The 23,066-nt window shown below is 59.7% G+C and carries 24 protein-coding genes and 1 pseudogene; 11 read left to right on the top strand and 14 right to left on the bottom strand.

Going from position 1 to position 23,066, the window contains the following annotated elements; genetic code table 11:
* Positions 1-23: 23 nt before the first annotated feature.
* The 4 genes from phrB to AC1DQM_RS25400 all read right to left on the bottom strand — a co-directional run bounded on the left by phrB (position 24) and on the right by AC1DQM_RS25400 (position 4,551).
* Positions 24-1,472 carry a deoxyribodipyrimidine photo-lyase gene (gene phrB, locus AC1DQM_RS25415; protein ID WP_477747020.1) on the bottom strand — a complete coding sequence of 483 codons (1,449 nt, stop codon included), beginning with the start codon at positions 1,470-1,472 and terminating at the stop codon, positions 24-26.
* Between the two features lie 34 nt (positions 1,473-1,506).
* Positions 1,507-2,448, bottom strand: coding sequence for a MerR family transcriptional regulator (locus tag AC1DQM_RS25410; protein ID WP_258613129.1), 942 nt, complete (start codon positions 2,446-2,448; stop codon positions 1,507-1,509).
* The gene (locus AC1DQM_RS25405; RefSeq protein WP_018929581.1) at positions 2,448-3,410 is read right to left on the bottom strand and encodes a YbgA family protein; all 963 of its coding nucleotides are present in this window, start codon (positions 3,408-3,410) and stop codon (positions 2,448-2,450) included. Before AC1DQM_RS25405 ends, AC1DQM_RS25410 begins: the two co-directional genes overlap by 1 nt.
* Before the next feature lie 154 nt (positions 3,411-3,564).
* Positions 3,565-4,551 carry an NAD(P)/FAD-dependent oxidoreductase gene (locus AC1DQM_RS25400; protein ID WP_018929582.1) on the bottom strand — a complete coding sequence of 329 codons (987 nt, stop codon included), beginning with the start codon at positions 4,549-4,551 and terminating at the stop codon, positions 3,565-3,567.
* A 196-nt stretch (positions 4,552-4,747) separates the two neighbouring features.
* On the opposite strand from AC1DQM_RS25400, the gene AC1DQM_RS25395 reads away from it, so the two are divergent.
* Both AC1DQM_RS25395 and hemH read left to right on the top strand, forming a co-directional pair.
* The gene (locus AC1DQM_RS25395) at positions 4,748-5,650 is read left to right on the top strand and encodes a TIGR01777 family oxidoreductase (RefSeq protein ID WP_477747019.1); all 903 of its coding nucleotides are present in this window, start codon (positions 4,748-4,750) and stop codon (positions 5,648-5,650) included.
* Positions 5,651-5,663: 13 nt separating this feature from the next.
* Positions 5,664-6,686, top strand: coding sequence for a ferrochelatase (gene hemH, locus AC1DQM_RS25390; RefSeq protein WP_477747018.1), 1,023 nt, complete (start codon positions 5,664-5,666; stop codon positions 6,684-6,686).
* Positions 6,687-6,863: 177 nt separating this feature from the next.
* On the opposite strand, the gene AC1DQM_RS25385 is transcribed toward hemH, so the two are convergent.
* Together AC1DQM_RS25385 and upp are read right to left on the bottom strand one after the other, a co-directional pair.
* On the bottom strand, positions 6,864-8,138 hold the full coding sequence (locus AC1DQM_RS25385; protein WP_018929585.1) for a uracil-xanthine permease family protein: 1,275 nt from the start codon (positions 8,136-8,138) through the stop codon (positions 6,864-6,866).
* A 2-nt stretch (positions 8,139-8,140) separates the two neighbouring features.
* Positions 8,141-8,779 (bottom strand): uracil phosphoribosyltransferase, encoded by a 639-nt coding sequence (gene upp / locus AC1DQM_RS25380; RefSeq protein WP_007939777.1) that lies wholly within the window; start codon positions 8,777-8,779, stop codon positions 8,141-8,143.
* 176 nt (positions 8,780-8,955) lie between these two features.
* Here upp and AC1DQM_RS25375 point away from each other — a divergent pair, with 176 nt between their 5' ends.
* The gene (locus AC1DQM_RS25375) at positions 8,956-9,513 is read left to right on the top strand and encodes a hypoxanthine-guanine phosphoribosyltransferase (protein ID WP_007939779.1); all 558 of its coding nucleotides are present in this window, start codon (positions 8,956-8,958) and stop codon (positions 9,511-9,513) included.
* A gap of 101 nt (positions 9,514-9,614) precedes the next feature.
* On the opposite strand, the gene dauA is transcribed toward AC1DQM_RS25375, so the two are convergent.
* The gene (gene dauA / locus AC1DQM_RS25370; RefSeq protein ID WP_018929586.1) at positions 9,615-11,336 is read right to left on the bottom strand and encodes a C4-dicarboxylic acid transporter DauA; all 1,722 of its coding nucleotides are present in this window, start codon (positions 11,334-11,336) and stop codon (positions 9,615-9,617) included.
* Positions 11,337-11,487: 151 nt separating this feature from the next.
* On the opposite strand from dauA, the gene AC1DQM_RS25365 reads away from it, so the two are divergent.
* Both AC1DQM_RS25365 and AC1DQM_RS25360 read left to right on the top strand, forming a co-directional pair.
* A complete protein-coding gene (locus tag AC1DQM_RS25365) occupies positions 11,488-11,973 on the top strand; it encodes a hypothetical protein (RefSeq protein ID WP_019651163.1) in 486 nt (161 codons plus the stop codon).
* Positions 11,974-12,036: 63 nt separating this feature from the next.
* Entirely contained in the window at positions 12,037-12,324 is a 288-nt protein-coding gene (locus tag AC1DQM_RS25360; RefSeq protein WP_018929588.1) for a PA4642 family protein, read from the top strand.
* A 218-nt stretch (positions 12,325-12,542) separates the two neighbouring features.
* Here AC1DQM_RS25360 and mqo read toward each other — a convergent pair whose 3' ends face one another.
* Positions 12,543-14,051, bottom strand: coding sequence for a malate dehydrogenase (quinone) (gene mqo / locus AC1DQM_RS25355; protein WP_018929589.1), 1,509 nt, complete (start codon positions 14,049-14,051; stop codon positions 12,543-12,545).
* A gap of 741 nt (positions 14,052-14,792) precedes the next feature.
* Positions 14,793-15,026, bottom strand: coding sequence for a hypothetical protein (locus AC1DQM_RS25350; protein WP_064616185.1), 234 nt, complete (start codon positions 15,024-15,026; stop codon positions 14,793-14,795).
* 186 nt (positions 15,027-15,212) lie between these two features.
* On the opposite strand from AC1DQM_RS25350, the gene AC1DQM_RS25345 reads away from it, so the two are divergent.
* On the top strand, positions 15,213-15,797 hold the full coding sequence (locus AC1DQM_RS25345; RefSeq protein ID WP_018929591.1) for a YajG family lipoprotein: 585 nt from the start codon (positions 15,213-15,215) through the stop codon (positions 15,795-15,797).
* Between the two features lie 79 nt (positions 15,798-15,876).
* Here AC1DQM_RS25345 and AC1DQM_RS25340 read toward each other — a convergent pair whose 3' ends face one another.
* Positions 15,877-16,083: a hypothetical protein gene (locus tag AC1DQM_RS25340; protein ID WP_018929592.1), complete on the bottom strand. Its 207-nt coding sequence runs from the start codon at positions 16,081-16,083 to the stop codon at positions 15,877-15,879.
* Positions 16,084-16,277: 194 nt separating this feature from the next.
* On the opposite strand from AC1DQM_RS25340, the gene AC1DQM_RS25335 reads away from it, so the two are divergent.
* On the top strand, positions 16,278-16,556 hold the full coding sequence (locus AC1DQM_RS25335; protein ID WP_007939791.1) for a hypothetical protein: 279 nt from the start codon (positions 16,278-16,280) through the stop codon (positions 16,554-16,556).
* A 94-nt stretch (positions 16,557-16,650) separates the two neighbouring features.
* Here AC1DQM_RS25335 and AC1DQM_RS25330 read toward each other — a convergent pair whose 3' ends face one another.
* Positions 16,651-17,817 carry a 1-acyl-sn-glycerol-3-phosphate acyltransferase gene (locus tag AC1DQM_RS25330; RefSeq protein WP_477747017.1) on the bottom strand — a complete coding sequence of 389 codons (1,167 nt, stop codon included), beginning with the start codon at positions 17,815-17,817 and terminating at the stop codon, positions 16,651-16,653.
* A gap of 138 nt (positions 17,818-17,955) precedes the next feature.
* Between AC1DQM_RS25330 and AC1DQM_RS25325 the strand changes: the two genes are divergently transcribed.
* From AC1DQM_RS25325 to AC1DQM_RS25315, 3 genes are read left to right on the top strand one after another with little or no spacing between them, the layout of a single operon-like run.
* Positions 17,956-18,138 (top strand): CPXCG motif-containing cysteine-rich protein, encoded by a 183-nt coding sequence (locus AC1DQM_RS25325; protein ID WP_018929594.1) that lies wholly within the window; start codon positions 17,956-17,958, stop codon positions 18,136-18,138.
* 12 nt (positions 18,139-18,150) lie between these two features.
* Positions 18,151-18,411: a putative signal transducing protein gene (locus AC1DQM_RS25320; protein ID WP_007939795.1), complete on the top strand. Its 261-nt coding sequence runs from the start codon at positions 18,151-18,153 to the stop codon at positions 18,409-18,411.
* 35 nt (positions 18,412-18,446) lie between these two features.
* Positions 18,447-19,070 (top strand): SOS response-associated peptidase, encoded by a 624-nt coding sequence (locus AC1DQM_RS25315; RefSeq protein ID WP_007939796.1) that lies wholly within the window; start codon positions 18,447-18,449, stop codon positions 19,068-19,070.
* A gap of 66 nt (positions 19,071-19,136) precedes the next feature.
* On the opposite strand, the gene AC1DQM_RS25310 is transcribed toward AC1DQM_RS25315, so the two are convergent.
* Both AC1DQM_RS25310 and AC1DQM_RS25305 read right to left on the bottom strand, forming a co-directional pair.
* Positions 19,137-19,880 (bottom strand): methyl-accepting chemotaxis protein, encoded by a 744-nt coding sequence (locus AC1DQM_RS25310; RefSeq protein ID WP_370693218.1) that lies wholly within the window; start codon positions 19,878-19,880, stop codon positions 19,137-19,139.
* A gap of 111 nt (positions 19,881-19,991) precedes the next feature.
* Positions 19,992-20,189, bottom strand: a pseudogene (locus AC1DQM_RS25305) (HAMP domain-containing protein); the annotation flags it as partial.
* A 1,363-nt stretch (positions 20,190-21,552) separates the two neighbouring features.
* Here AC1DQM_RS25305 and AC1DQM_RS25300 point away from each other — a divergent pair.
* Positions 21,553-22,371 (top strand): M48 family metallopeptidase, encoded by an 819-nt coding sequence (locus AC1DQM_RS25300; RefSeq protein WP_018929596.1) that lies wholly within the window; start codon positions 21,553-21,555, stop codon positions 22,369-22,371.
* A gap of 80 nt (positions 22,372-22,451) precedes the next feature.
* Here AC1DQM_RS25300 and AC1DQM_RS25295 read toward each other — a convergent pair whose 3' ends face one another.
* Positions 22,452-23,036 carry a TMEM165/GDT1 family protein gene (locus AC1DQM_RS25295; protein WP_026286682.1) on the bottom strand — a complete coding sequence of 195 codons (585 nt, stop codon included), beginning with the start codon at positions 23,034-23,036 and terminating at the stop codon, positions 22,452-22,454.
* Between the last annotated feature and the right edge of the window lie 30 nt (positions 23,037-23,066).

Here is a 23,066-nt window from a genome sequence, read left to right as displayed (position 1 = left end):
GTTCATGACGCAACGCTGCAGCATCAATTTAATGACGGTGGCGATAAACCCTGTCGTGATGGCAGGTTCTTGAACGCGGCCAGGGCCCGTTCACGGGAAGTGCTCAGATTGACGATAGGTGACGGATAGCCCCTCACGCCGAACAATCCGCCGAGATTGGCCAGATTGTGCAGGTCTTTATTGTTCATTTCGTTGAGCTCCGGCAACCAATGCTTGATGAACACCCCTTGTGCATCGAATTTTTCCGACTGGCTCAGCGGGTTGAAAATCCGGAAGTAGGGCGCCGAATCGGTGCCGGTGGACGAACTCCACTGCCAGCCACCATTGTTCGCCGCCAGGTCGCCATCAATCAGGTGCCGCATGAAGAAGCGCTCGCCCTCACGCCAGTCGATCAACAGGTTCTTGGTCAGGAACATCGCCACCACCATGCGCAGACGGTTGTGCATCCAGCCGGTTTCCAGCAATTGGCGCATGGCGGCATCGATGATCGGCAGGCCAGTGCGGCCTTGCTGCCAGGCCTTGAGTTCTTGCGGGGCGTCACGCCAGACCAGGGCTTCGGTTTCCGGCCGGAAGGCGCGGTGCCGGGATACACGGGGGTAGCCCACCAATATGTGTTTGTAGAACTCGCGCCACAGCAGCTCGTTGATCCAGGTGATGGCGCCGACCTTGCCGCTTTCGAACTCGCCCTGATTGCTTCGCAACGCGGCGTGCAGGCACTGACGAGGGGAAATCACCCCGGCGGTGAGATAGGCCGAGAGCTGGCTGGTGCCGGGCTTTGCCGGGAAGTCGCGTTCGCTGTGGTAATAGTCGATCTGGGCGTCGACAAAGGTGTCGAGGCGGCGTCGGGCTTCGGTTTCACCGGCTGGCCAGAGGGCACGCAAGCTGTCGTTGGGAGAATCGAAACCCTCGACACGGGAGGGCGGTTCGTCGCTGCTGATATCCAATGGATCCTGAAGGGCGGGTGCAGCGACCAATCCGGGCAATGAAGCGTGCAGGCGTTCGTAGCAGACCTTGCGAAACTGGCTGAAGACCTGGAAGTAGGTTCCGGTTCTGGTGAGCACGGTGCCTGGCTTGAACAGCAGCTGATCGAGGTGGCTGTAAAAGTCGATGCCCCGGGCTTTCAGCGCTTGGGCCACCGCCGCATCACGGCGGGTCTCATGAATGCCGTATTCCTCGTTGACGTGCACCGCGTCGATCTTCAGCTGCTGGCACAGTTCGAGCAGAACCTTGGGCGCTTCATCCCAGCGGGACGCCTGGCGAATCAGTAGCGGGATGTTCAGGGCGTCCAGCGCGCGTCGTAATTCGGCGAGGTTGCGCAACCAGAAGTCCACTTTGCACGGCGCGTCGTCGTGCGCAAGCCACTGCTGCGGGCTCGGCAAATACACCGCCACACACGGGCCACGGGCTGCGGCGGCCGAGAGGGCGGTGTTGTCGTGTAGACGCAGGTCGCTGCGCAGCCAGATCAATTGCATGGTCGTATCCGTACGATTCATCAAAAAAGCGCCATTAAATGAGCCCGCGCTGTATCAGGTCCAGATGGGCCGATAACGGGTTATCGGCCAGGATCAAATCAGCAATGGCGGTGTTTTTTGCGGACAAATCGGCGTGGTGGATGCACACCGTTGGTCCGGCGATCATTTTTGGGCAACTGACGCCATTCAAAAGTTTCGACAATTTTGCAAGATTCATGGCTTTGCTGGAATACAGCAGGACGCCGCGGGCTTGCAGGTGATCGACCGCCAGCGTCAGTTCGCCGGCCGGGAGTGGCCAGTCGAAAACTTCCACCGGGCAATCGGTGCTGCTGATCAGCCAGGCGGTGAGCCATAGATGAGGTTCCAGAGGCAGGTCCGATTGATTGATCAGCAACAGCGGCGCAGTACGTAACTGGCGGTTGTTGTGGTAAATCCTCGCGCCGAATTTGCTGCGCAACCAGGAATAGACAAACACCCGCTCCATCTGCGCGCCGAACTGGCCTTGCCAGCGTTGTTCCAGTTCCGCCAGCCACGGCATCAACAGGTGTTCACACAAGGTGCGTGGCGGATACAGCGCCATCGCCTGGTTTACGGTGTCATCGAGGGTGCGTTCGGCCAGTTGGGTAACGGCTTGTAGCAGTGTCTGGCGCAACACCAGCCAATCGTTTCCGACGGGCTCGGCAAGTACCTGAGGCGTGTCGAGCAGTTGCTTGACCTGACCGACCGCCACGCCGCGATTGAGCCAGGTGAGGATCGTCAGGATGCGTTGAACGTGTTCGGCACAGAACAGCCGATGCCCCTTGGGAGTGCGCTGAGGCACGATCAGCCCATAGCGCCGTTCCCAGGCGCGCAAGGTGACGGCGTTGACCCCGGTCTGCCGGGCCACTTCACGGATGGGCAGCCAGCCTGCGTCCAGGGCCTTTTTGAAGTCGGTGCCGAGGTCTTCGCTGGCGCTGGTGTCCGGTGGGGTTTTCATTAGATTGCGTTTCGCAGGCTGAGGTTTTCCGGGTGCGGTTGCAGGTAAACCTGTTGCGCAATGTATGGATCCGGGTGCTGGCGAAAGTAGTGTTTGAGCAACGTCAGCGGTACCACCAGCGGCACGATGCCGTGACGATACTGGCTGATCACATGCTGCACTTCCTGTTTGTCTTCAGTGCTGATGGCCTGTTTGAGATAGCCGCTGAGGTGTTGCAGGACGTTGGTGTGGGTGCGGCGCGTGGCGCATTTTTTCAAGGCCGCCATCAGCTCGCTGAAATAGCGCGGGCCGATGACTTCAGGGGCGGTCCGGCCCATGTTGCCGAGCAGGTTTCCCAGGGTTTTGTATTGCACCGGGTTGTGGGCCATTAACAGGTATTTGTAGCGCGAGTGAAAATCCGTGAGGCCGCGCCGGGTCAGGCCGGTTTGCAGCAACTGCTGCCAGGCGCTGTAGGCGAATACGCGGGTAAGGAAGTTTTCCCGCAGCACCGGATCGTTGAGCCGGCCTTCTTCCTCCACCGGCAAATCGGGATGCAGCGCGCAGAAGGTCCGGGCGTAAATGCCACGGCTACCGCCGTCCACCGGCGCGCCGTTGGCGTGGTAGACCTTGACCCGCTCCAGACCGCACGAAGGGGATTTCTGCATAAAGATATAGCCGCAGATGTCGCCCAGCTCCAAAGCCATTTTCCGAGCATATTCGGCCAGCGGCCGGGTGACGTTGTTTTCAGGGTTGACCGTGCCGACCGCCTGCGGATGTTCAGGGTTGCCGACCAGGCGGATCGGTTCGCGAGGGATACCCAGGCCGATGGCAACTTCCGGGCACACCGGGACGAAATCGAAATAATCGGAAAGGATGTGGCTGCACAGCCGTGACGTCTTGTGCCCGCCGTTGTAGCGCACCTCGGCCCCCATCAGGCAGGCGCTGATGGCGATTTTGGGTGGGGTCGTTGATTGTGCAGGCATCGGGGCACCTCGAATCCAGACCTGTACGGATTGTTAAATCTGTACAACATTCGTTCAGCATAGATTCAAAGGTGTACAAGTCAATTTTTTTGTATAGGTTTTTTCAGGGCTGCTGTCCGTGTCGACAGCAGCAATGTGCTCGAATCGAGGCGGTTCACTGCAGGTGTTCGTGCAGACGGCGGGCCGCTTCCTGGCCACTGAGCCAGGCGCCTTCGACACGGCCGGACAGGCACCAGTCACCGCATACATACAAGCCCAGATCAGCATCAGCCAGGGCACCCCACTCATGGCTGCTGGCCGGACGGGCGTAAAGCCAGCGGTGAGCGAGGCTGAAAGTCGGTGCAGGCATGGCGTCGTGCAGCAGTTCGGCAAAGGCACCATGCAATTGCTCGATCACCGCTTCCTTGGACAGATCGATATGTTGCCGGCTCCAGGCGCTGGTGGCGTGCAGCACCCACGTGTCGAGGGTGTTGTCGCGTCCCGGTTTGCTACGGTTGCGCGCCAGCCAGTCGAGGGGGCTGTCCTGCACGAAGCAGCCTTCGATCGGGGTATCCAATGGTGTGTCGAAAGCCAGGGCGACCGCCCAGGTCGGCTCCATTTTTACCCCGGCGGCGGCCCCGGCGAGTTTCGGCGCGGAGGGCAGCAGCGCGGTCGCCTGAGGGGCTGGCGTGGCAATCACCACATGACTGAACGGCCCGTGGGTGAAGCCTTCGGCGTCTTGCAGATGCCAGTGCTCTTCACCGCGATAGACCTCGGTGATCCGGCAGCTGAACTGCACTTCCAGGTCACCGAGCAGGGCACGGGTGATGGCGCTCATGCGCGGCGTGCCGACCCAGCGTGTCTGTTCGTCCGGCGAGGGGCTGAGTTGGCCGCCGTGGTAGGTATAGAGCTGCGGTGTCCACACGGCGACCCAACCGTTGGCTTGCCAGCGCTGGACTTCGGTAACGAAGCGACGGTCGCGGGCAGTGAAATATTGCGCGCCCATGTCCAGAGCACCCGCATCGCTGCGCTTGCTTGACATGCGTCCGCCACTGCCGCGGCTTTTATCGAACAGATGAACGACATGCCCGGCCTCCGTAAGGGCCTGGGCTGCTGAGAGTCCGGCGATGCCGGTGCCAATGATTGCGATAGGTACAGTCATAGGGGCCTCGTTTGCCTTTCTGTACAGACTACGCCGTGGTTCAAACCTGTACAATATTGTTTTTTGGTATAACTTTTAGCGTTCTCGTTCTGAGAGCTTGGCCTATTGTTAAACACAGAACCTGCCCGATACCAAAGATCCCTGCATATAAAAATAGACTAGTGATCTGGGTAAAACGCCACGCGAGGAAGATGTCATGCACATATTGCTGACCGGCGGTACTGGTTTGATAGGACGTCAGCTCTGCCGACACTGGTTGAGTCAGGGACATCACCTCACGGTCTGGAGTCGCACGCCCGCAAAAGTCGCCAAAATCTGCGGCACTCAGGTACGGGGAATCGCACGGCTTGAAGATTTTGGGCCAGAACCGGTGGATGCAATCATCAACCTTGCGGGGGCGCCGATCGCCGATCGGCTCTGGACCCACAAACGCAAAGCGCTGTTGTGGAGCAGCCGGATCACCCTGACCGAAACCCTGTTGGCCTGGCTCGAAAGTCGTGAGCAGAAACCACAGGTGCTGATCTCCGGCTCAGCGATCGGTTGGTACGGCGACGGCGGCGAGCGGGAGTTGACCGAGCAATCGCCACCGGTCATCGATGATTTCGCCAGCCAGTTGTGCATCGCCTGGGAAGAAACCGCGCAACGTGCCGACGCCTTGGGCATCCGCGTGATTCTCATCCGCACCGGGTTGGTGTTGTCCGCCGAGGGCGGCTTTTTGTCGCGGCTGTTGTTGCCGTTCAAACTGGGGCTGGGTGGGCCGATCGGCAGCGGTCGGCAGTGGATGTCGTGGATTCATATCGAAGATCAAATCGCCCTGATTGATTTTCTTCTGCATCGCAATGGGGCCAGCGGTCCCTATAATGCCTGCGCGCCCAAGCCGGTGCGCAATCGCGAATTCGCTAAAACGTTGGGTGACGTGTTGCATCGTCCCGCGTTCATGCCGATGCCGACTCTCGTCTTGAAGGTCGGACTGGGCGAGTTGTCATTGTTGTTGCTGGGGGGGCAGAAGGCGATGCCGGCTCGCTTGCTGGAAGCGGGTTTCACTTTCCGGTTCACTGATTTGCGCGCGGCATTGGACGATCTGTCCGGCCGCCTCTGAAATAGGACGTTGCATGACCGATCACGCATTGCTTCTGGTCAACCTGGGTTCACCTGCCTCCACCTCGGTGGCGGATGTGCGCAGTTACCTCAATCAATTTCTGATGGACCCGTATGTGATCGACCTGCCTTGGCCGGTGCGGCGTTTGCTGGTGTCGCTGATTCTGATCAAGCGCCCGGAACAATCGGCTCACGCTTACGCGTCGATCTGGTGGGAGGAGGGCTCGCCGCTGGTGGTGCTCAGCCGTCGCCTGCAACAGGCCATGACCCGGCAGTGGACTCACGGGCCTGTTGAGCTGGCGATGCGGTACGGCGAGCCGTCCATTGAGTCCGCGCTGCTGCGGCTGGCTGCCCAGGGGCATAAGAAAGTGACCCTGGCACCGCTCTATCCGCAATTCGCCGACAGCACTGTGACCACGGTGATCGAAGAAGCCAAGCGCGTGGTGCGCGATAAAAAGCTCGACATGCAGTTCTCGGTTCTGCAGCCGTTTTACGATCAGCCGGAATACCTCGATGCGTTGGTGGCGAGTGTCAGGCCTTATCTGCAACAGGATTTCGATCATCTGCTGCTGAGCTTCCACGGTTTGCCGGAACGTCACCTGAAAAAGCTTAATCCGGGGCACAGCTTCGAGGGTGGCGGCGATTGCTGCGCCGGTGCGCCACCGGAAGTGGTCGCGACCTGTTACCGCGGTCAGTGCCTGCGCACGGCCGCAGAGTTTGCCAAACGTGTGGGCATACCGGACGGCAAGTGGTCCGTATCGTTTCAGTCGCGTCTGGGCCGGGCCAAGTGGATAGAACCCTACACTGAAGCTCGCCTCGACGAGTTGGCCAAAAGCGGCGTGAAGAAAGTCCTGGTGATGTGCCCGGCGTTCGTTGCCGATTGCATCGAGACGCTGGAGGAAATCGGTGATCGTGGGAAGGAGCAATTCCGCGAGGCGGGAGGGGAGGAGTTGGTGCTGGTGCCTTGCCTCAACGATGAGCCGCTGTGGGTCAAGGCGTTGAGTGCCATGTGCGAAAGGGCGCCATTGGCTTTATAGGAACGTACATTGAAGTGACGGCTGGCTGGTTGTGGCGAGGGAGCCTGCTCCCGCCGGGTCGCGAAGCGGCCCCAAAATCTTTGCAGTCAATGAAGATTTTGTGAGTGCTGCGCACTGGTGCGCCAGCCCGGTCAAGCGGGAGCAAGCTCCCTCGCCACAGGGGATTGAGTCGCCTGCTTACAACAGCGGCTCATCCGCCTTCTTGTGCTTCCAGCTGTCATTGCCCGGCAGCAACAGGTTCAGTGCAATCGCCACCACCGCGCACAGCGCGATGCCTTTGAGGCCGAAATCGTTCTGGCCGGTACCGGTGCCGACCAGCATGCCGCCAATCCCGAACACCAGCGTCACCGAGACAATTACCAGGTTGCGTGCTTCGCCCAGGTCGATCTTGTGGCGGATCATGGTGTTCATGCCCACCGCGGCAATCGAACCGAACAACAGGCAGAGAATCCCGCCCATCACTGGCACCGGGATGCTTTGCAGCAGCGCGCCGAATTTGCCGATGAACGCCAGGCTGATTGCGAAGATCGCCGCCCAGGTCATGATTTTCGGGTTGTAGTTCTTGGTCAGCATCACCGCGCCAGTCACTTCGGCGTAAGTGGTATTGGGTGGGCCGCCGAACAGACCGGCCGCGGTGGTGGCGATGCCGTCACCGAGCAGGGTGCGGTGCAGGCCGGGCTTTTTCAGGTAGTCGCGACCGGTCACGCTACCCACGGCAATCACGCCACCGATGTGCTCGATGGCCGGGGCCAGGGCCACAGGAACGATGAACAGAATCGCCTGCCAGTTGAATTCCGGCGCGGTGAAATGTGGAATCGCGAACCACGGTGCCACGGCAATCTTCGCGGTATCGACCACGCCGAAATAAAACGCCATGGCAAAACCCACCAGCACACCGGAGATAATCGGCACCAGGCGGAAAATACCTCTGCCGAACACCGCGACGATCAGGGTGGTCAACAGCGCGGGCATCGAAATCATCATCGCCGTCTGGTAATGAATCAGCTCAGTACCGTCGCCCGCCTTGCCCATCGCCATGTTGGCGGCAATCGGCGCCATGGCCAGGCCGATGGAGATGATCACCGGGCCAATCACCACCGGAGGCAGCAAACGGTCGATAAACCCGGTGCCTTTGATCTTCACCGCAAGGCCGAGGAAGGTGTAGACGAACCCGGCCGCCATCACACCGCCCATGGTCGCCGCCAGGCCGAACTGACCCTTGGCGAGAATGATCGGGGTGATGAAGGCGAAGCTCGACGCCAGGAATACCGGCACCTGACGCCCGGTGACGATCTGGAACAGGATCGTCCCTAAACCTGCGGTGAACAGCGCCACGTTCGGGTCGAGGCCGGTAATCAGCGGCATCAACACCAGGGCGCCGAAGGCCACGAACAGCATCTGCGCGCCGGACAATACCGTGCGCCAGAGCGGATCGTTGAACTCTTGCTGCATGGTCACGCGTCCTTCTGCTTGGTGCCGAAGATCTTGTCACCGGCATCGCCCAAGCCTGGGATGATGTAACCGTGTTCGTTCAGTTTCTGGTCAATGGAAGCGGTGTAGATGGTCACGTCCGGGTGAGCCTTCTCCACAGCGGCGATACCTTCGGGAGCGGCCACCAGGACCATCGCGCGGATGTCCTTGCAGCCGGCCTTCTTCAGCAAATCGATGGTGGCGACCATCGAGCCGCCAGTGGCCAGCATCGGGTCGATGATCATCGCCAGGCGTTCGTCGATTTCCGGTACCAGTTTTTCCAGGTAGGTGTGGGCTTCGAGGGTTTCCTCGTTACGGGCCACGCCCACGGCGCTGACTTTGGCGCCCGGGATCAGGCTCAGCACGCCTTCGAGCATGCCGATACCGGCACGCAGGATCGGCACCACGGTAATTTTCTTGCCGGCGATTTTCTCCACCGACACCGTGCCGCACCAGCCTTCGATGTCGTAGCTTTCCAGCGGCAGGTCTTTGGTGGCTTCATAGGTCAGCAGGGCGCCGACTTCTTGAGCGAGCTCACGGAAATTCTTCGTGCTGATGTCGGCGCGGCGCATAAGGCCAAGTTTATGACGGATCAGCGGATGGCGGATCTCACGGATGGGCATGGGGGAAGGCTCCGGCGGCGGGCAAAAAAACCGGCCTAGATTAATCTATCCGAGGGTGTTGTCCTATAGACATACAGTACGTTAGTCCACAAACGCTTGATCTGGCCGTGCGGGATGCGTACCTTTGCCCGCTTTTCCGAATCCGTCCCTCCCCTTCAAACCCCTTGGAGAGCGCCATGTCCGCTGATCTCGAGCATATCCGTCAAATCATGCGAGAGGCTGACTGCCTGTACACCGAAGCTGAAGTCGAGGCGGCCATCGCCCGCGTCGGTGCACATATCAACGAACAACTGGCTGAAAGCAATCCGGTGGTGTTCTGTGTGATGAACGGCGGCCTGATTTTCGCCGGCAAGCTGCTCACCCATCTGCAATTCCCGCTGGAAGCGTCCTACCTGCACGCTACCCGCTATCGCAACGAAACCAGCGGCGGCGAGCTGTTCTGGAAAGCCAAGCCGGAAGTTTCGTTCATCGACCGTGACGTGCTGATCATCGACGACATCCTCGATGAAGGTCACACCCTGGGCGCGATCATCGACTTCTGCAAACACGCCGGCGCCCGCAAAGTGCACACCGCCGTGCTGATCGACAAGGACCACGACCGCAAGGCTCGCCCGGACCTGAAAGCCGATTTCGTCGGCCTGCCGTGCATTGACCGTTACATCTTCGGTTATGGCATGGACTACAAAGGCTACTGGCGTAACGCGAACGGAATTTTTGCCGTTAAAGGCCTGTAAGCAGGTTGACTGTCTGGGGGTGGTTTTAGCCGCCAGACACGTTGATGCTTGAAGGCAGATCTCCCATCCGAATGCGTGCGCAGTTCGCTTGAACCGCGCGCTCAGTCCTGCCCGACGAGCCAGCGTTCGCTTTTGCGTCGAGCCTGTTCCAGGTTGTTCACGTAAGCCAATTGACGCTGTTCCCGATGGATGCCCGCGCGCCTGAGTTTCAGGCGCACGCGCGCAGCCGTCCCGACCAGAATCAGGCCGATGCCGTCGGTGCGATAATCCCTGAGGATATTGTCGAAGGCTGCCAACGCCGTCATGTCCAGCATGGACACGGCACTCATCTCGACAATCACCACTTTGACCTCCGGGCTGAATTTGCGCAGCACGCCCAGGGCCTTTTCCGCCGCACCGAAAAACAACGGTCCGCGTATCGCATAGCAACGAACATGCTCCGGCAAATCCTGTAAGGCTTGATGGAACTCTCGAGGCAGTTCGGCGGTGTCCGTGAGGTCGCTCATGCGCTTGACGAACAACCCGGCGGCCAGCAATAGCCCAACGGCAACGGCCAGTACCATGTCGAACAGCACTGTCAGGCTCAGGCAGGTCAGCAAGACCAATACATCGCTGCGTGGTGCAATGCGCAGGGTGTGCACGACATGCCGGGCCTCGCTCATGTTCCACGCCACCATCACGAGCAGCGCCGCCAGCGCGGCCATCGGCAAGTAGCTGAACAGCGGGGCGAGGACGAGTATCGCCAGCAGCACCACCGCGCTGTGGATAATTGCCGCCAATGGCGAAAACGCCCCGCTGCGCACGTTGGTGGCGCTGCGGGCGATCGCCGCGGTGGCGGTAATGCCGCCGAACAACGGTGCGACCAGGTTACCAATGCCTTGACCCAGGAGTTCGGCGTTGGGGTCATGTTTGCTGCCCGTCATGCCATCGGCCACCACCGCACACAACAACGATTCGATGGCGCCGAGCATGGCAATGGCGAACGCTGGTGCCATTAATTGGCGGATCAGGTCGTAAGACAGATGCAGCGGCTGACCATTGGGCCCTGGCAGATTCCACGGCCAGTCGAAGCTCGGCAGAAACGGCGGAATGCCGGGGTGGCTGACACCATCGACGATATAGCTGAAGCGCTCGCCCAGCGTCGCAATCGGTAACCCGCCGCTTTCCAGCGCCAGCCCCAACATTGCGCCGACGGCCAGCGCCACCAGATGCCCCGGAACCCTTGGCACAAACCGCGGCCAGACGATCAGAACCGCCAGGCACATGACACCGATGATTCCGTCCCCCAGGCGGGCGCTGGGCAATGCCTGGAGCAGCGCACCTAATTGCTCGATGTAATGTTCGGCATGCCCGGTGGTACTCAGGCCCAGCAAATCCTTTAGTTGGAGTGTGGCGATGACTATGCCGATCCCGGCGGTAAAGCCCAGGGTCACCGGATAAGGAATGTACTGAATCAGCCGCCCGGCCCGAATCAGCCCCAAGGCAATCAGGATGGCCCCGGCAAGCATGGTGCAAAGCAGCAGGCCACCCAGGCCATATTGTTGGGTGATCGGCAGCAGTATTACCACGAACGCGGCTGTCGGCCCGCTGACATTGAAGCGCGAGCCTCCCGTCAGGGCGATCAGCGGGGCCGCGATCAGCACCGTATATAAACCTTGTTGGGGCGCTACTCCCACCGCAATCGCCAGGGCCATGGCCAGGGGAATGGCGATAATCCCTACCGTCACCCCGGCACTGATGTCGCCACGCAAGCGTCTGAGGCTATAACCTGCACGCAGAGTTTGACGCCAGGCGGCGAATAACGGGGGGATGGAGAATGGCATAGGAACTCCACAGTAGACGGCACGCCGTCAAAATAGGGCTGAAGGCTCTTTCAGTATGCCCAGCCTTGTCTTCGAGAGTATTGATCTGGATCGGTTATTCGCCCGATTGATCATCATGCTAGAGTGCTCGGCCTCGTCCCAGGAGCCTGTCATGAGTCTTTTGATCCGCAGCTGCGCCGCCCTGATGTTGGTCTTCAGCCTACCCCTGGCCGCCGCTCCGGCACCGATGCATGTGCAGTTTTTGCCCCCGGACGACTTGACTCTGCGTGAAGCGGAACCCGAGCAGCAACAACTGTTGCAGGTCACCGAGTATTCGGTGGTCCTCGGCAGCCAGCGTCAGTCCAACCAACAACCGATCCCGGTCACCTCACCCTTGCTGATCCGCCTCAAGGGCAAACCCTTGAACAAGGGTGCGACCATCAGCCAGGTGCTGGTCAACTTCGATGGCGAAAGCAAAAGCCTGAAAAAGCCGATCTACGACAACAAAAGCAAAACGCTAACGCTCTATTACCCGTTGGCCCAGTACCGGGTGGTGATCGACTTGCTGCGCAACGACACGGTGTATTGCCAGTTTCTGAGTTACGCCAACGGCCATATCTGGGCCGATCTGCACACCGGCAGCGTTCGTCCGCGTTGAGCCCGGCATCAAGGCAGGGGTAAACTGCCCGCCCTGTGAAATGTCTGCGAGCTGGAGTCGGCAATGCGTAAAGATAAGAAGCAAGTGATTGGTGACGAGATCGGCGATGCGCAGATCAAACTGTTCCTCGATTTCGAGCCGGTCGACGCCACTTCACCGTCGCTGCACAAACTGATCAAGGCCTACCGCGGTCTGCGCATCGATGACTTCGAGCGTTTTCTGACGTTCTTTGTCGAAGCCGGCTACGATCTGGACGGCAAGGATGAGCACGGCAATGACTTCGTGGCCCTGATTCAGGATCAACGTAACGCGGCCGAGTACATCGAGTTGATCGACAAGGCTCGCGGTTAACGTCAGGCACACTGGAATTTTGTGGCGAGGGAGCTTGCTCCCGTTGGGCTGCGAAGCGGCCCCAAAATGCTGCGAATGGCGGAAATTTTGTGAGCGCTGCGCACTGGTGCGCCAGCCCGGTCAAGCGGGAGCAAGCACCCTCGCCACAAGATTGTTTCACCGCACACAAAAAAACGCCCCGCCCTCAATGAGGACGGGGCGTTTTTTATGCGGCTGAATCAAGCGTAGCTTTGGGTTTCGCTGCTTGCTTCAACCAGTTCCAGTGCGACGTTGTTCTGCGCATTGATCTTGCGATACAGCGCAGCGTCGGTTTCCAGGACTTTCTCCCGAGCCGGGAAGATTTCCGCCAGTTTGGCAGCCCACTCGCCCTTGGCCTTGTTCGGGAAGCATTTCTCGATCAATTCCAGCATGATCGACACGGTCACCGAGGCGCCTGGCGAGGCGCCGAGCAGAGCGGCAAGGGAACCGTCCTTGGCCGCGACCAGTTCGGTACCGAACTGCAGAACGCCGCCTTTCTTCGGGTCTTTCTTGATAATCTGCACCCGTTGGCCGGCCACTTCCAGGCGCCAGTCTTCGGCTTTCGCTTCAGGGTAGAAGCGACGCAGGGATTCCAGGCGCTGCTCCATCGACTGCATCACTTCGCTGACCAGATACTTGGTCAGGTCCATGTTGTTTTTGGCCACGGCCAGCATTGGACCGATGTTGCCGGCGCGAACCGACATCGGCAGGTCCATGAACGAACCGTGCTTGAGGAACTTGGTGGTGAAGCCGGCATAAGGTCCGAACAGCAGGGACTTTTTGCCATCGACCACACGGGTGTCCAGGTGCGGCACGGACATTGGTGGCGAACCGACCGCGGCCTGGCTGTAGACCTTGGCCTGATGGTGCTTGACCACTTCCGGGTTGTCGCAACGCAGCCACTGGCCGCTGATCGGGAAGCCGCCGAAGCCTTTGCTTTCTTCGATGCCCGACGCTTGCAGCAGCGGCAGTGCCGCGCCGCCAGCGCCAAGGAAGACGAATTTGGCGTCGACTTCGCGGGTATTGCCGCTGTTGACGTCCTTGATGCTGACGGTCCAGCCGCCGTTGTTACGCTTCAGGCCGGTGACGCGCTTGCAGTACTTGACCTGGGCATCGGGCGCGCTGGTCAGGTGCTTGAGCAGTTGGTTGGTCAGGGCGCCGAAGTTGACGTCGGTGCCGTTCATCACGCGGGTGGCGGCGAGGACTTCGTCAGCCGGACGGCCCGGCATCATCAGCGGCATCCACTCGGCCATCTTGGCTTTGTCTTCGGTGTATTCCATGTCCGAGAAGGCATGGTGCTTGCTCAGGGTCTTGAAGCGTTCCTTGAGGAAGGACACGCCATTCTCACCCTGCACGAAGCTCAGGTGCGGCACCGGGCTGATGAACGATTTGCACGAACCGAAGGTGCCTTTCTTGGTCAGGTAGGACCAGAACTGCTTCGACACCTCGAACTGGGTGTTGATGTGCACGGCTTTCTTGATGTCGACGGTGCCGTCAGCGGCCTGCGGCGTGTAGTTCAGCTCACACAGCCCGGCGTGACCGGTACCGGCGTTGTTCCACGGATTGGAACTCTCCGCGGCACCGGAATCCATCAGCTCGACGACTTCCAGCTTGATCGCGGGGTCGAGCTCTTTAAGCAGTACAGCGAGGGTGGCACTCATGATGCCGGCCCCAACCAGTACTACGTCGACTGCTTCGTTATGCGCCATTTAACGCGTCTCCAAAATCTGCAGCACCAAATTGTCGGCATAGCTGCCAGGCGTTCCGGGGCGTGTCAGTGATGCCCCAGGTACCCATGGCCAGGATCGCCATGTCCGAATCTTCGCAATTTTTCGCAACTTCGACGGATGCATGCGGCCTGGCTTCAAGAGTCACATGAACTCATTTCGGCACGCGGCTGGCAATTCGACTTATGGTCGAGACATCCGTTTGTGCAACCAAATCCGTAGCGGACAGGCTTCAGGCTCCGGTGTTCGAGGAGTACTCGGTCCTGTGTCGTTGGGCTGTTGTAGACGCTAATGGTGCATTTTCAGACGCAAAACTATTCATTTGCTCGCCACACTCTTGTGAAGTTGTGAAAACCCGTTTTTTTCACGCTCTTTTGAAGACGTGAACCTCAAAAAAGGGCTGTCCCAGCCTGGCACCGTGCCCGGATGGATTGCCGCCATGGGGTGCATGGGCAGCAAAAACGGGCAAACAGCTCAGTGACCGAGCGTAATGACAGCTCTGCAGATTCGCGAAAAGTGGGGGTTTTGCTTGAGAAACAGCAAGCGCGCCAGCTTCACTCGATCTGTGTGGGCGGCTCTCTGTGGGCGGTGCGGGGTGTCAATACCGAGGCATTGAACGATGCTGCGAGGCCCGATCAGGAGACGTCCTTATAATCGGGGGGAGATTGTATCTAAGAAACGCAGGGAAATGGTCGTGTTTAATGACTTTTATTAGGCGTCGGGTCAGGTGGTCAGCAGTTGCTGCGCGCGTGCACGTGGCTGGTGCTGGCTGACACGGGCACTGGCGGGCAGAGGCTGGTGCAGCCAGTTGAGGCGAATTTCTTCGATTTCGACCCAACCATCGCCCATGGGCTGGAGGCTGCACTGCTTGAAGGCCTGGCAGTGGCCATTGTGATCGAGCAGGGCGAAACTGCGGTGCAGCGGGCGTGGCGCGAACAGGGAGACAAGAAAACGCATGGCAACGTACCTTTTGGGGGTGACTGCCATAAAGGTTGCCAGCGGGCGGTGACAAAGGTGTGACAGGAACCGCGCTGCGCCGGGTTTGTCAGAGATTTCAGTAATCGTTGCGCGAAGCTAGTTCGCCGCAGTGGCGCACCGCTATACTGCGGGCATCGTTAGTTGCCTGATTCTGGAGAGAAGAGCATGTTGCAACGCCTGTTGTTCGGTTTGATCACTGTGACCAGTTTGACCCTCGTCGGCTGCGCCCACAGCCCGCAACAACTGAGCCCGGAACCCAAGCTGACGGCTCAGCTGGCGCCGGTCGGCCATGGTCAGCCGGTGGTGGTGCGTGTGGTGGACGGTCGTCCATCGCCAACCCTGGGGACCCGTGGCGGTTTGTACCCGGAGACCAGTGCGATCACGGTGCAGGGCGCGCAGATTCTGCCGAAGCTGCAGGCTCAAGCTGAGGCGGCCGTGCGGTTGCTGGGCTTCACGCCAACGGCCAATGCGCTGAATGCGCCGCAATTGACGGTGACCCTGGCCGAGCTGAAGTATCAGTCGCCCAAAGAAGGTTTGTATGTGACTGAAGCTACAATTGGCGCGACGTTCCGTTCCGATGTGCAGAATGCCAACCGTCGTTACAGCGGTCGCTACGGCGCGTCGCTGGATCAGCGTTTTGGCATGGCGCCGAATCAGGAAACCAATACCAAGCTGGTCAGTGATGTGCTGAGTGATGCGTTGACCCGCTTGTTCAAGGACCCGACGATTGGTCAGGTGCTTGGCGAGTAACGGTTTGTAGCTTGTTTAAAGAACCCGGCGCCAGTGATGGCGCCGGGTTTTTTTGTGCCTGCCGTTCCAGCAAGGGAAATCAAGCCGCTTGCGAATAGAAGTCCAGAACACTCACCCCGGTCAGCAAATCCGTCTCCGGCAAATCCGCATGTTGATGCCCGCCCAACGCGCAATACACCAGCCAATGCCGGTCCTGTACATTGAAGGCGAGGCTGCCGACTAAGGTTTGTTGTTCGTCGCTTTGGGCAATGAGGTAAAGACGATCCTGGTTTTCGGCGTGGAGCATGACGCGGTCCGTGTCGGTTTCGAAGGGCGACAGACTGGCGGATTCAGATGACGGCGCCGTGACACAGGACAATAATCGGCTAAATGGTTTCGTTATTTGTCGGAAAGGGGGGGCAGGCCGGAGCGCTTTCGGTAGAATCCGCGCCGTGGTCGTCGGTCCCGGCGTCTGTTACACCGGTTTGCCTGAGGTTTGTGATGTCGCTGCAATTGATTTCGCTCTTTACCGCTCATCCCGCCAAACTGATCAACCTGCTGGCCTTGCTGTTCGCCTGCCCGGGCGGCTGGTTGCTGCACGCCACCCGTCGTCGTGAACAGCGCGCGATGGCCAGTATCGAAGCCCAGCGCCAGAGCAGGCCCAGCGAAGAGCCAACCCTCGATTGGGCGACCTTGCGCATGAACCGGTTTTTCTACCGCTTCGGTTTTGCCTGCCTTGGGATGGCGTTGCTGGTGTCGTGGGTCAGTACTCGCGTCTGAAGTTCTGACACAGTTACAGTGTCTGACTGACCTACTGCACCAAGACAAACAAAAACGGCGCCCGAAGGCGCCGTTGTCGTATCCAGCCATTACCCTACAACGGTAGCCCGGCCTTGACCCGATACTGATTACGCACCGGCATCGCATATTGCAGCACCAGGAACGGACGATGTTCCTCGGGGCAAGCTTCCAGTCGACGCTGCCATTCTTCCTGAGCCTTGGCCAGTTCATCTGCCGCAAACAGCTCGGCCGCTTTCGGCACCTGCAATTGCGGGTCGGCGTCTTTCCACTGCGCATACGCCAGGTAATGCACCGGGAATAACCGGTAACCGCCCAGAATCTGCTTGTCCATTTCGATCGCCAATTGCTTGGTGTCTTCGAACAGTTCGGTGATCGGCGCGGCGAAGTTCACGTGGACCCGGCCTTTGTAACCGGTGATGCCCTTGGCGATGCTCGCGTCATCCTCGCCCGGCGCCTTGGTGTAGGTGCCGGTGGTGGCGCGGATGTACAGCTCGCGGGCCTTGGCCTGGTCGCAGGGGTCGTACTCGTAGCTGATCGACACCGGGGTGAGGTTCAGCGAACGGATGACTTCGCCGAACGGCTCGTCCTTGCGGCTCATGTGGAACATCTTGAGGATCGCCGACTCGGTGCGGTCGTCGCCGTCCTTGGCCCGGCCTTCAGCCTGAGCGATCCAGATCGAGGCGCAATCGTTGCGGATCGAATGGTTGATGTAGGCCGACAACAATTGATACGCCGCCATTTTCTCGCGACGACCGGTGATTGAACGGTGCACGATGAAGCTCTTGTTCAGGCGCATCAGGTCGCTGACAAAAGGCTTCTGCAGCAGGTTATCGCCAATGGCGATGCGTGGGGTCGGCAGGCCGGCGTGGTACACGGCGTAGTTGACGAAGGCAGGGTCCATCACGATGTCGCGGTGGTTGGCGATGAACAGGTAGGCGCTGCCGGATTTGAATTGCTCCACGCCGGTGTAGGTCACCCCGTCCGTGGCGCGCTCGATGGTGTGGTCGACGTAAAACTCGACTTTGTCCTGCAACGTGGCCACCGACGTGACGCCGGCGAACTCACGGCGCAGCCGATGCGCTATAAGAGGTTTGAGCATCCAGCCGAAGGCACCGGCAAAGCGCGGGAAGCGGAAGTGGGTGAGGATATCTAGAAACGCCTTGTCGCCGAGCAGCCGTGCCAGCACCGCTGGGACTTCGCTGTCGTCGTAAGGTCGGATGGCATCGAATTCGCCCATCATGCTCTCTTGTTAGAAACGGCTAGGGTAAGTAAAGGTATTGATCGAAAACCAACGGGGCACGGTCTGAAAGGTAGTCAGACAAAAATAGCCCTGCAAATAGACCGGCGATTATACGCACAAGTCACCTGGGAGACCGCGATGCTGGAAACTGCGCAGTATGAATGTCCGTATTGCGGTGAAGAAGTCGAGGCTGTTCTGGATTTGTCTGGCGGTGATCAGACCTATATCGAGGATTGTCCGGTGTGTTGTCGTCCCATTACCTTTGTCTTGCAGGTTCACGGCGAGGAGTGGCACCTCGACGTCTACAGCGAAAACGAATGAAGGGGTTCACCCATGCAGCGTATCTACGAGCCGGAAAACCTGATGGAAGGCGAATTGCTGCTAAGCATGCTGGCCAGTGAAGGCATCGAGGCGCATCTGGTGGGCCGGGATTTGATCGGTGGTACCGGGGAATTGCCGATATTCGGTCTGCTGGGTGTATCGGTCGATAACGACCAGGCGCAATACGCGCGGGAGCTGATCGCCGCGTACAATGCCGCGCTGCCGCTGTCCGGCGATGAACCGGACAGCTTTCCCGGCACGCTGGTCTGTTAGGCTGACGTTCGTTTGATCAAGAGTCGTATTGCCCCATGTGTGGACGTTATGCCCTGTTTCGCTGGAACCCCGCCTTCGCAGCCCTGCCCGGATTTCCCGCCGATCAGCAGGCCCAGTGGAATATTTCTCCCAACGATTCGGTGTTGATGCTGCGTGCCGGTGCAGACGGGCAGCGTGAGTTGGCCCGCGCCCGCTGGGGCCTGACGCCACCGTGGCTGACCGACCTGTCCCGCACGCCGGCCCATGCCCGTGCCGAAACCGTTGCCGAACAGCCGATGTTTCGCGAAGCTTTGCGCCTGCGCCGTTGTCTGCTGCCGGCCAATGGTTTTTACGAGTGGCGCGGTACTACGCGCAAACGTCCATACTGGCTGACGCCGGGGGAGGGCTCGACGCTTTACTTCGCGGCGATCTGGGAAGCGTATCCAGTGCAGGAGCAGGTATGGCTGAGTACGGCGGTGATCACCCAACCTGCTTCGAGTCAGCGTCGGCCGTTGATTCTCGATGCGGCGGGGCAGGAAGCCTGGCTCAATCCTGAAACCCCGCTACATGCCTTGCAGGCGCTGCTGGCCAGCGAACCCGCGGCGCTACGCGAGCGGGTGCTGGCGAACATGGTGAATGATCCGAAGCTCAATGGGCCGGAGTGTTTGACCCCGGGCTGAGCGCGTAATGATCGTTCCCACGCTCCGCGTGGGAATGCAGCCATGGACGCTCCGCGTCATTGAACCCTACACCTTGAACTGATTGATCAACCGGCGCTGCTGTTCCGCCAACTTGGTCAAATCCGCACTCGCTGCGCTCGATTCATCCGCGCCACCAGCCACTTCATTGGCTACTTGCCCGATGTTGATCACGTTGCGGTTGATGTCGTCGGCCACCGCGCTCTGTTCCTCGGCGGCGCTGGCGATCTGGGTGTTCATGTCGTTGATCACCGACACCGCTTGGGTAATGGTTTCCAGCGCTTCGGCCGCTTTCGCCGCGTGCTGCACGCTTTCGTCGGTGCGGTTCTGACTGTCTTCCATGACCCGCACCACATCGCGGGTGCCTTGTTGCAGTTGCTGGATCATGGTCTGGATTTCTTCCGTGGCCTTCTGGGTTTTCTGCGCCAGGTTGCGTACTTCATCGGCCACCACCGCAAAACCCCGACCCTGTTCACCGGCCCGCGCGGCTTCGATGGCCGCGTTCAAGGCGAGCAGGTTGGTCTGTTCGGCGATGCCGCGAATGGCCGTCAGGATCGCGTTGATGTTTTCGCTGTCCTTGGCCAGGGTCTGCACCACGCCGACGGCTTTGCCGATTTCGATGGCCAAAACACCAATCGAATTCGACGTATCCCGGACGATTTGCATGCCTTGTGCCGCCGCCTGATCTGCATGACTGGCAGCTTGCGCGGCCTGGGTGGCGTTGCGCGCCACGTCCTGGGCGGTGGCGGTCATTTCGTGTACGGCGGTGGCGACCTGATCGATCTCGGCCATTTGTTTGTGCACACCGATGTTGGTGCGAATGGCGATGTCCGCGGTGTGTTCCGACGAGTCGCTGACGCTCTGCACCGAAGTCACCACTTGAGTGATCATCGCCTGCAACTTGGCCAGGAAGGTGTTGAAGCCCTTCGCGATCGAGCCCAGTTCGTCGCTGCGGTCGCTGGTCAGGCGGCGGGTCAGGTCGCCTTCGCCCTGGGCGATGTCATCGAGCATGGTCACCATCTGCTTCAGTGGCCGGGCAATGCCGTGGCCCACCAGCCAGATCACCAACAAACCAATGCCGGCGATCAGCAGGCCGACCATGGCCATGCCAAAGGTGTCGGACTTGCGCTGTGCGTCCAGGTCACTCTGAAGTTTTTGCAGGTCGGCCATCACTGCGTTCAGCGGCAGTTGCAGCATCAAGGTCCAGCGGGCGTCGGTCTGGCCGATGCCGAAGGGCAGGTACAACTCGATCCGGCCTTGGGCCTTGTCGACGGTGTAAGTCACTTCGCCACGCTTGAGATTGGCCATATTGGCAATCTGCTTGCTGTCGAGGATGTCGCTGACCTTTTCGCCGAATTTGCTCGGGTCTTTGGTGTAAGCGACGATCCGGCCGTTACCGCCGATCAAGGCCATTTCTCCGGCGCCGCTGTACAGTTTCTGATTCGCCCCCAGGAGCATTTCCTGGATGAAGTTCACCGACAGGTCGGCGCCGACGATGCCCTGGAACGCGCCGTTGAGCATGATCGGTTCAATGAAGGAGGCGAGCATGACGATCTTGTCGCCAACCTTGTAGGGCGCCGGATCGATCACGCAGGATTTTTTGGTTTCCTTGGAGCACAGGTAGTACTCGCTGGCGCGCACACCGGTGGACAAGGTTTTCTGGTCGTCGACGTCGACCAGTTTGTCCAGGCCCAGGCTGCCGTCTTCGTTACGGAACCACCACGGCAGGAAGCGCCCGTTACTGGCGTCGATGCCGACTACTTTGGTGTCGACGTAGGCCGCATCGTTGTGGTCGAGGGCGTTTTTTTCCCACCCAATGTAGGTGCCGAGAATTTTCGGGTTCCGGGCGACGTTTTCCTTGATCAGGCTGATCAGTTGCTCGCGGCTAAGGCTCAGTTGCGGCTGGCCGTCGGCGCCCGGTGTGCCGATCAATGCGTTGACCCGCACCAGACCGCCGGCAATCAGCAGCGGTGCTTCGAGTTCGCGCTGGATCTGGCTGACCTGGGTTTGTGCCAGCGACGTCAGGCGCTGTTCGATGACTTGCTCAAACTGCGCCTGAGTCCGTTGCTGGACCATGTCTTGGGTCCGGGCGCCGGAAAACAGCGCGTACAGCACCAGGGCTGCGACAACGCTGAGCACAATGGCGCCGGCCAGGGCGGCAACGGAAAACTGGATCGACTTGAATTTCATGGGTGCTCCGCACGCAAGAGGACGTCTGCAGAGCTGTATCGGCACTGGGGCGGTGGGGCATGAGCCAGGTGTAACGAATTGGCTGTTTTAGAGTGCTGGATGTCGTAAATGAATCATTGCTGGCCGTGATCAGCCGCGGTGGGCGCTGTTGTGTGAATTTTTTCCTACGGTAATCGGGGCTTTGTCTGAAATGTACGTGCTACACGTCCGTTGTATCTGGCGCCGATACAAATCCCCACCTAGGATACGCGGCATGTTTCCAGGGAGCTTCTTGATGAGTAAGACATTGGTTTTGTGTGCACTGAGTGCAAGTCTGCTGCTTGCCGGTTGTCAGTCGGTCAACACCACCAGCGGTGGCGCCGTGGGCGTTGAGCGCACGCAATACATGTTCAGTATGTTGTCGACCTCCGAGGTCAACCAGATGTACGCCCAGTCTTATCAACAGACCATCGGGGAGGCGAGCACCAAAGGCGTGCTGGATAAATCCAGTAACAATGCGAAGCGCGTCCAGGCCATCTCCAATCGCCTGATTGCCCAGGCACCGGTGTTTCGTCCGGATTCGGCCCAGTGGCAATGGGAAGTGAACCTGATCAAGAGCGACGAGCTGAATGCCTCCTGCGGGCCTGGCGGCAAGATCATTTTCTACAGCGGGCTGATCGACACCCTGCAACTCACTGACGACGAAATCGCCGCCATCATTGGCCATGAAATCGCTCACGCCTTGCGCGAGCACAGTCGTGAAGCGATGTCCAGGGCTTATGGTCTCGAAATGGCCAAGCAGGGCGCCGGTGCGTTGCTCGGTCTGGGGCAGGACAGCCTGGCCCTGGCGGACACCGTGGCCAAATACGGCATGACCTTGCCCAACAGTCGCGAGAACGAAAACGAAGCCGACTTGATCGGCCTCGAACTGGCCGCCCGCGCTGGTTACAACCCGAACTCTGCGATCACCCTGTGGAACAAAATGAGCAAAGCCTCGGAAGGCGCGCCGCCAGAGTTCTTGAGCACTCACCCGGCGTCGGCCAGTCGGATTGCGTCGTTGCAGGCGGCGATTCCGAAAGTCATGCCGTTGTACGAGAAAGCCAGGAAATCCTGATCATCAAGTGCTGAGGCTTGTGGCGAGGGGGCTTGTCGGAACGCCCCCTCGCCACAATCTGTTACTCACCAGATCCAGGGTCAAACCCAGCCACTGCTCTGCATCGCCTTGTACACCGCGACAATCGCCAGGATGAAGAACGCCGACGCCGCCAGGCGACGGATCAAAGTCAGAGGCAGTTTTTCCGCCGCAAAGTTGCCCGCCAGTACCACCGGCACGTTGGCAATCAACATCCCGGCGGTGGTGCCGAGGATCACCAGCCACAGATCCGGGTATTGCGCGGCGAGCATCACGGTCGCGACCTGAGTCTTGTCGCCCATCTCCGCGAGGAAGAACGCAATCAGCGTGGTCAGGAACGGTCCGAACTTGCGGGCGGTGCTGGCTTCGTCTTCGTCCATTTTATCCGGCACCAGTGTCCACAGCGCCGTGGCGGCGAAGCTGGCGGCGAGGATCCAGTGAAGCGTCGCATTCGAGAAGAAACTGCCGAACCAGGCGCCTACCGCACCGGCCGCCGCGTGGTTGGCCAGGGTCGCGGCGACGATGCCGGCAATGATCGGCCAGGGTTTGCGAAAGCGGGCAGCGAGAATGAGCGCGAGCAGTTGCGTCTTGTCGCCGATTTCGGCCAAGGCAACGATTGCGGTGGGAACGAGTAGAGAGTCCAGCATCATCAGGGTTTTCCTAAGGGGCGGGTCGAC

This window comes from Pseudomonas sp. 01L34, assembly GCF_056400265.1.
The sequence above is the reverse complement of the archived record's forward strand: the minus strand, read 5'-3'. Positions and strand labels throughout refer to the sequence as shown.

What these genes read in the sequence shown, in the direction of transcription:
- AC1DQM_RS25400 (WP_018929582.1), bottom strand. Translation starts at nt 4,551, where the DNA reads ATGACTGTACCTATCGCAATCATTGGCACCGGCATCGCCGGACTCTCA.
- phrB (WP_477747020.1), bottom strand. Translation starts at nt 1,472, where the DNA reads ATGCAATTGATCTGGCTGCGCAGCGACCTGCGTCTACACGACAACACC.
- AC1DQM_RS25345 (WP_018929591.1), top strand. Translation starts at nt 15,213, where the DNA reads ATGTTGCAACGCCTGTTGTTCGGTTTGATCACTGTGACCAGTTTGACC.
- AC1DQM_RS25315 (WP_007939796.1), top strand. Translation starts at nt 18,447, where the DNA reads ATGTGTGGACGTTATGCCCTGTTTCGCTGGAACCCCGCCTTCGCAGCC.
- dauA (WP_018929586.1), bottom strand. Translation starts at nt 11,336, where the DNA reads ATGCCATTCTCCATCCCCCCGTTATTCGCCGCCTGGCGTCAAACTCTG.
- upp (WP_007939777.1), bottom strand. Translation starts at nt 8,779, where the DNA reads ATGCCCATCCGTGAGATCCGCCATCCGCTGATCCGTCATAAACTTGGC.
- AC1DQM_RS25300 (WP_018929596.1), top strand. Translation starts at nt 21,553, where the DNA reads ATGAGTAAGACATTGGTTTTGTGTGCACTGAGTGCAAGTCTGCTGCTT.
- AC1DQM_RS25365 (WP_019651163.1), top strand. Translation starts at nt 11,488, where the DNA reads ATGAGTCTTTTGATCCGCAGCTGCGCCGCCCTGATGTTGGTCTTCAGC.
- AC1DQM_RS25410 (WP_258613129.1), bottom strand. Translation starts at nt 2,448, where the DNA reads ATGAAAACCCCACCGGACACCAGCGCCAGCGAAGACCTCGGCACCGAC.
- AC1DQM_RS25385 (WP_018929585.1), bottom strand. Translation starts at nt 8,138, where the DNA reads ATGCAGCAAGAGTTCAACGATCCGCTCTGGCGCACGGTATTGTCCGGC.
- AC1DQM_RS25405 (WP_018929581.1), bottom strand. Translation starts at nt 3,410, where the DNA reads ATGCCTGCACAATCAACGACCCCACCCAAAATCGCCATCAGCGCCTGC.
- AC1DQM_RS25350 (WP_064616185.1), bottom strand. Translation starts at nt 15,026, where the DNA reads ATGCGTTTTCTTGTCTCCCTGTTCGCGCCACGCCCGCTGCACCGCAGT.
- AC1DQM_RS25375 (WP_007939779.1), top strand. Translation starts at nt 8,956, where the DNA reads ATGTCCGCTGATCTCGAGCATATCCGTCAAATCATGCGAGAGGCTGAC.
- AC1DQM_RS25340 (WP_018929592.1), bottom strand. Translation starts at nt 16,083, where the DNA reads ATGCTCCACGCCGAAAACCAGGATCGTCTTTACCTCATTGCCCAAAGC.
- AC1DQM_RS25295 (WP_026286682.1), bottom strand. Translation starts at nt 23,036, where the DNA reads ATGCTGGACTCTCTACTCGTTCCCACCGCAATCGTTGCCTTGGCCGAA.
- hemH (WP_477747018.1), top strand. Translation starts at nt 5,664, where the DNA reads ATGACCGATCACGCATTGCTTCTGGTCAACCTGGGTTCACCTGCCTCC.
- AC1DQM_RS25335 (WP_007939791.1), top strand. Translation starts at nt 16,278, where the DNA reads ATGTCGCTGCAATTGATTTCGCTCTTTACCGCTCATCCCGCCAAACTG.
- mqo (WP_018929589.1), bottom strand. Translation starts at nt 14,051, where the DNA reads ATGGCGCATAACGAAGCAGTCGACGTAGTACTGGTTGGGGCCGGCATC.
- AC1DQM_RS25310 (WP_370693218.1), bottom strand. Translation starts at nt 19,880, where the DNA reads ATGGCCGAGATCGATCAGGTCGCCACCGCCGTACACGAAATGACCGCC.
- AC1DQM_RS25360 (WP_018929588.1), top strand. Translation starts at nt 12,037, where the DNA reads ATGCGTAAAGATAAGAAGCAAGTGATTGGTGACGAGATCGGCGATGCG.
- AC1DQM_RS25330 (WP_477747017.1), bottom strand. Translation starts at nt 17,817, where the DNA reads ATGATGGGCGAATTCGATGCCATCCGACCTTACGACGACAGCGAAGTC.
- AC1DQM_RS25325 (WP_018929594.1), top strand. Translation starts at nt 17,956, where the DNA reads ATGCTGGAAACTGCGCAGTATGAATGTCCGTATTGCGGTGAAGAAGTC.
- AC1DQM_RS25320 (WP_007939795.1), top strand. Translation starts at nt 18,151, where the DNA reads ATGCAGCGTATCTACGAGCCGGAAAACCTGATGGAAGGCGAATTGCTG.
- AC1DQM_RS25395 (WP_477747019.1), top strand. Translation starts at nt 4,748, where the DNA reads ATGCACATATTGCTGACCGGCGGTACTGGTTTGATAGGACGTCAGCTC.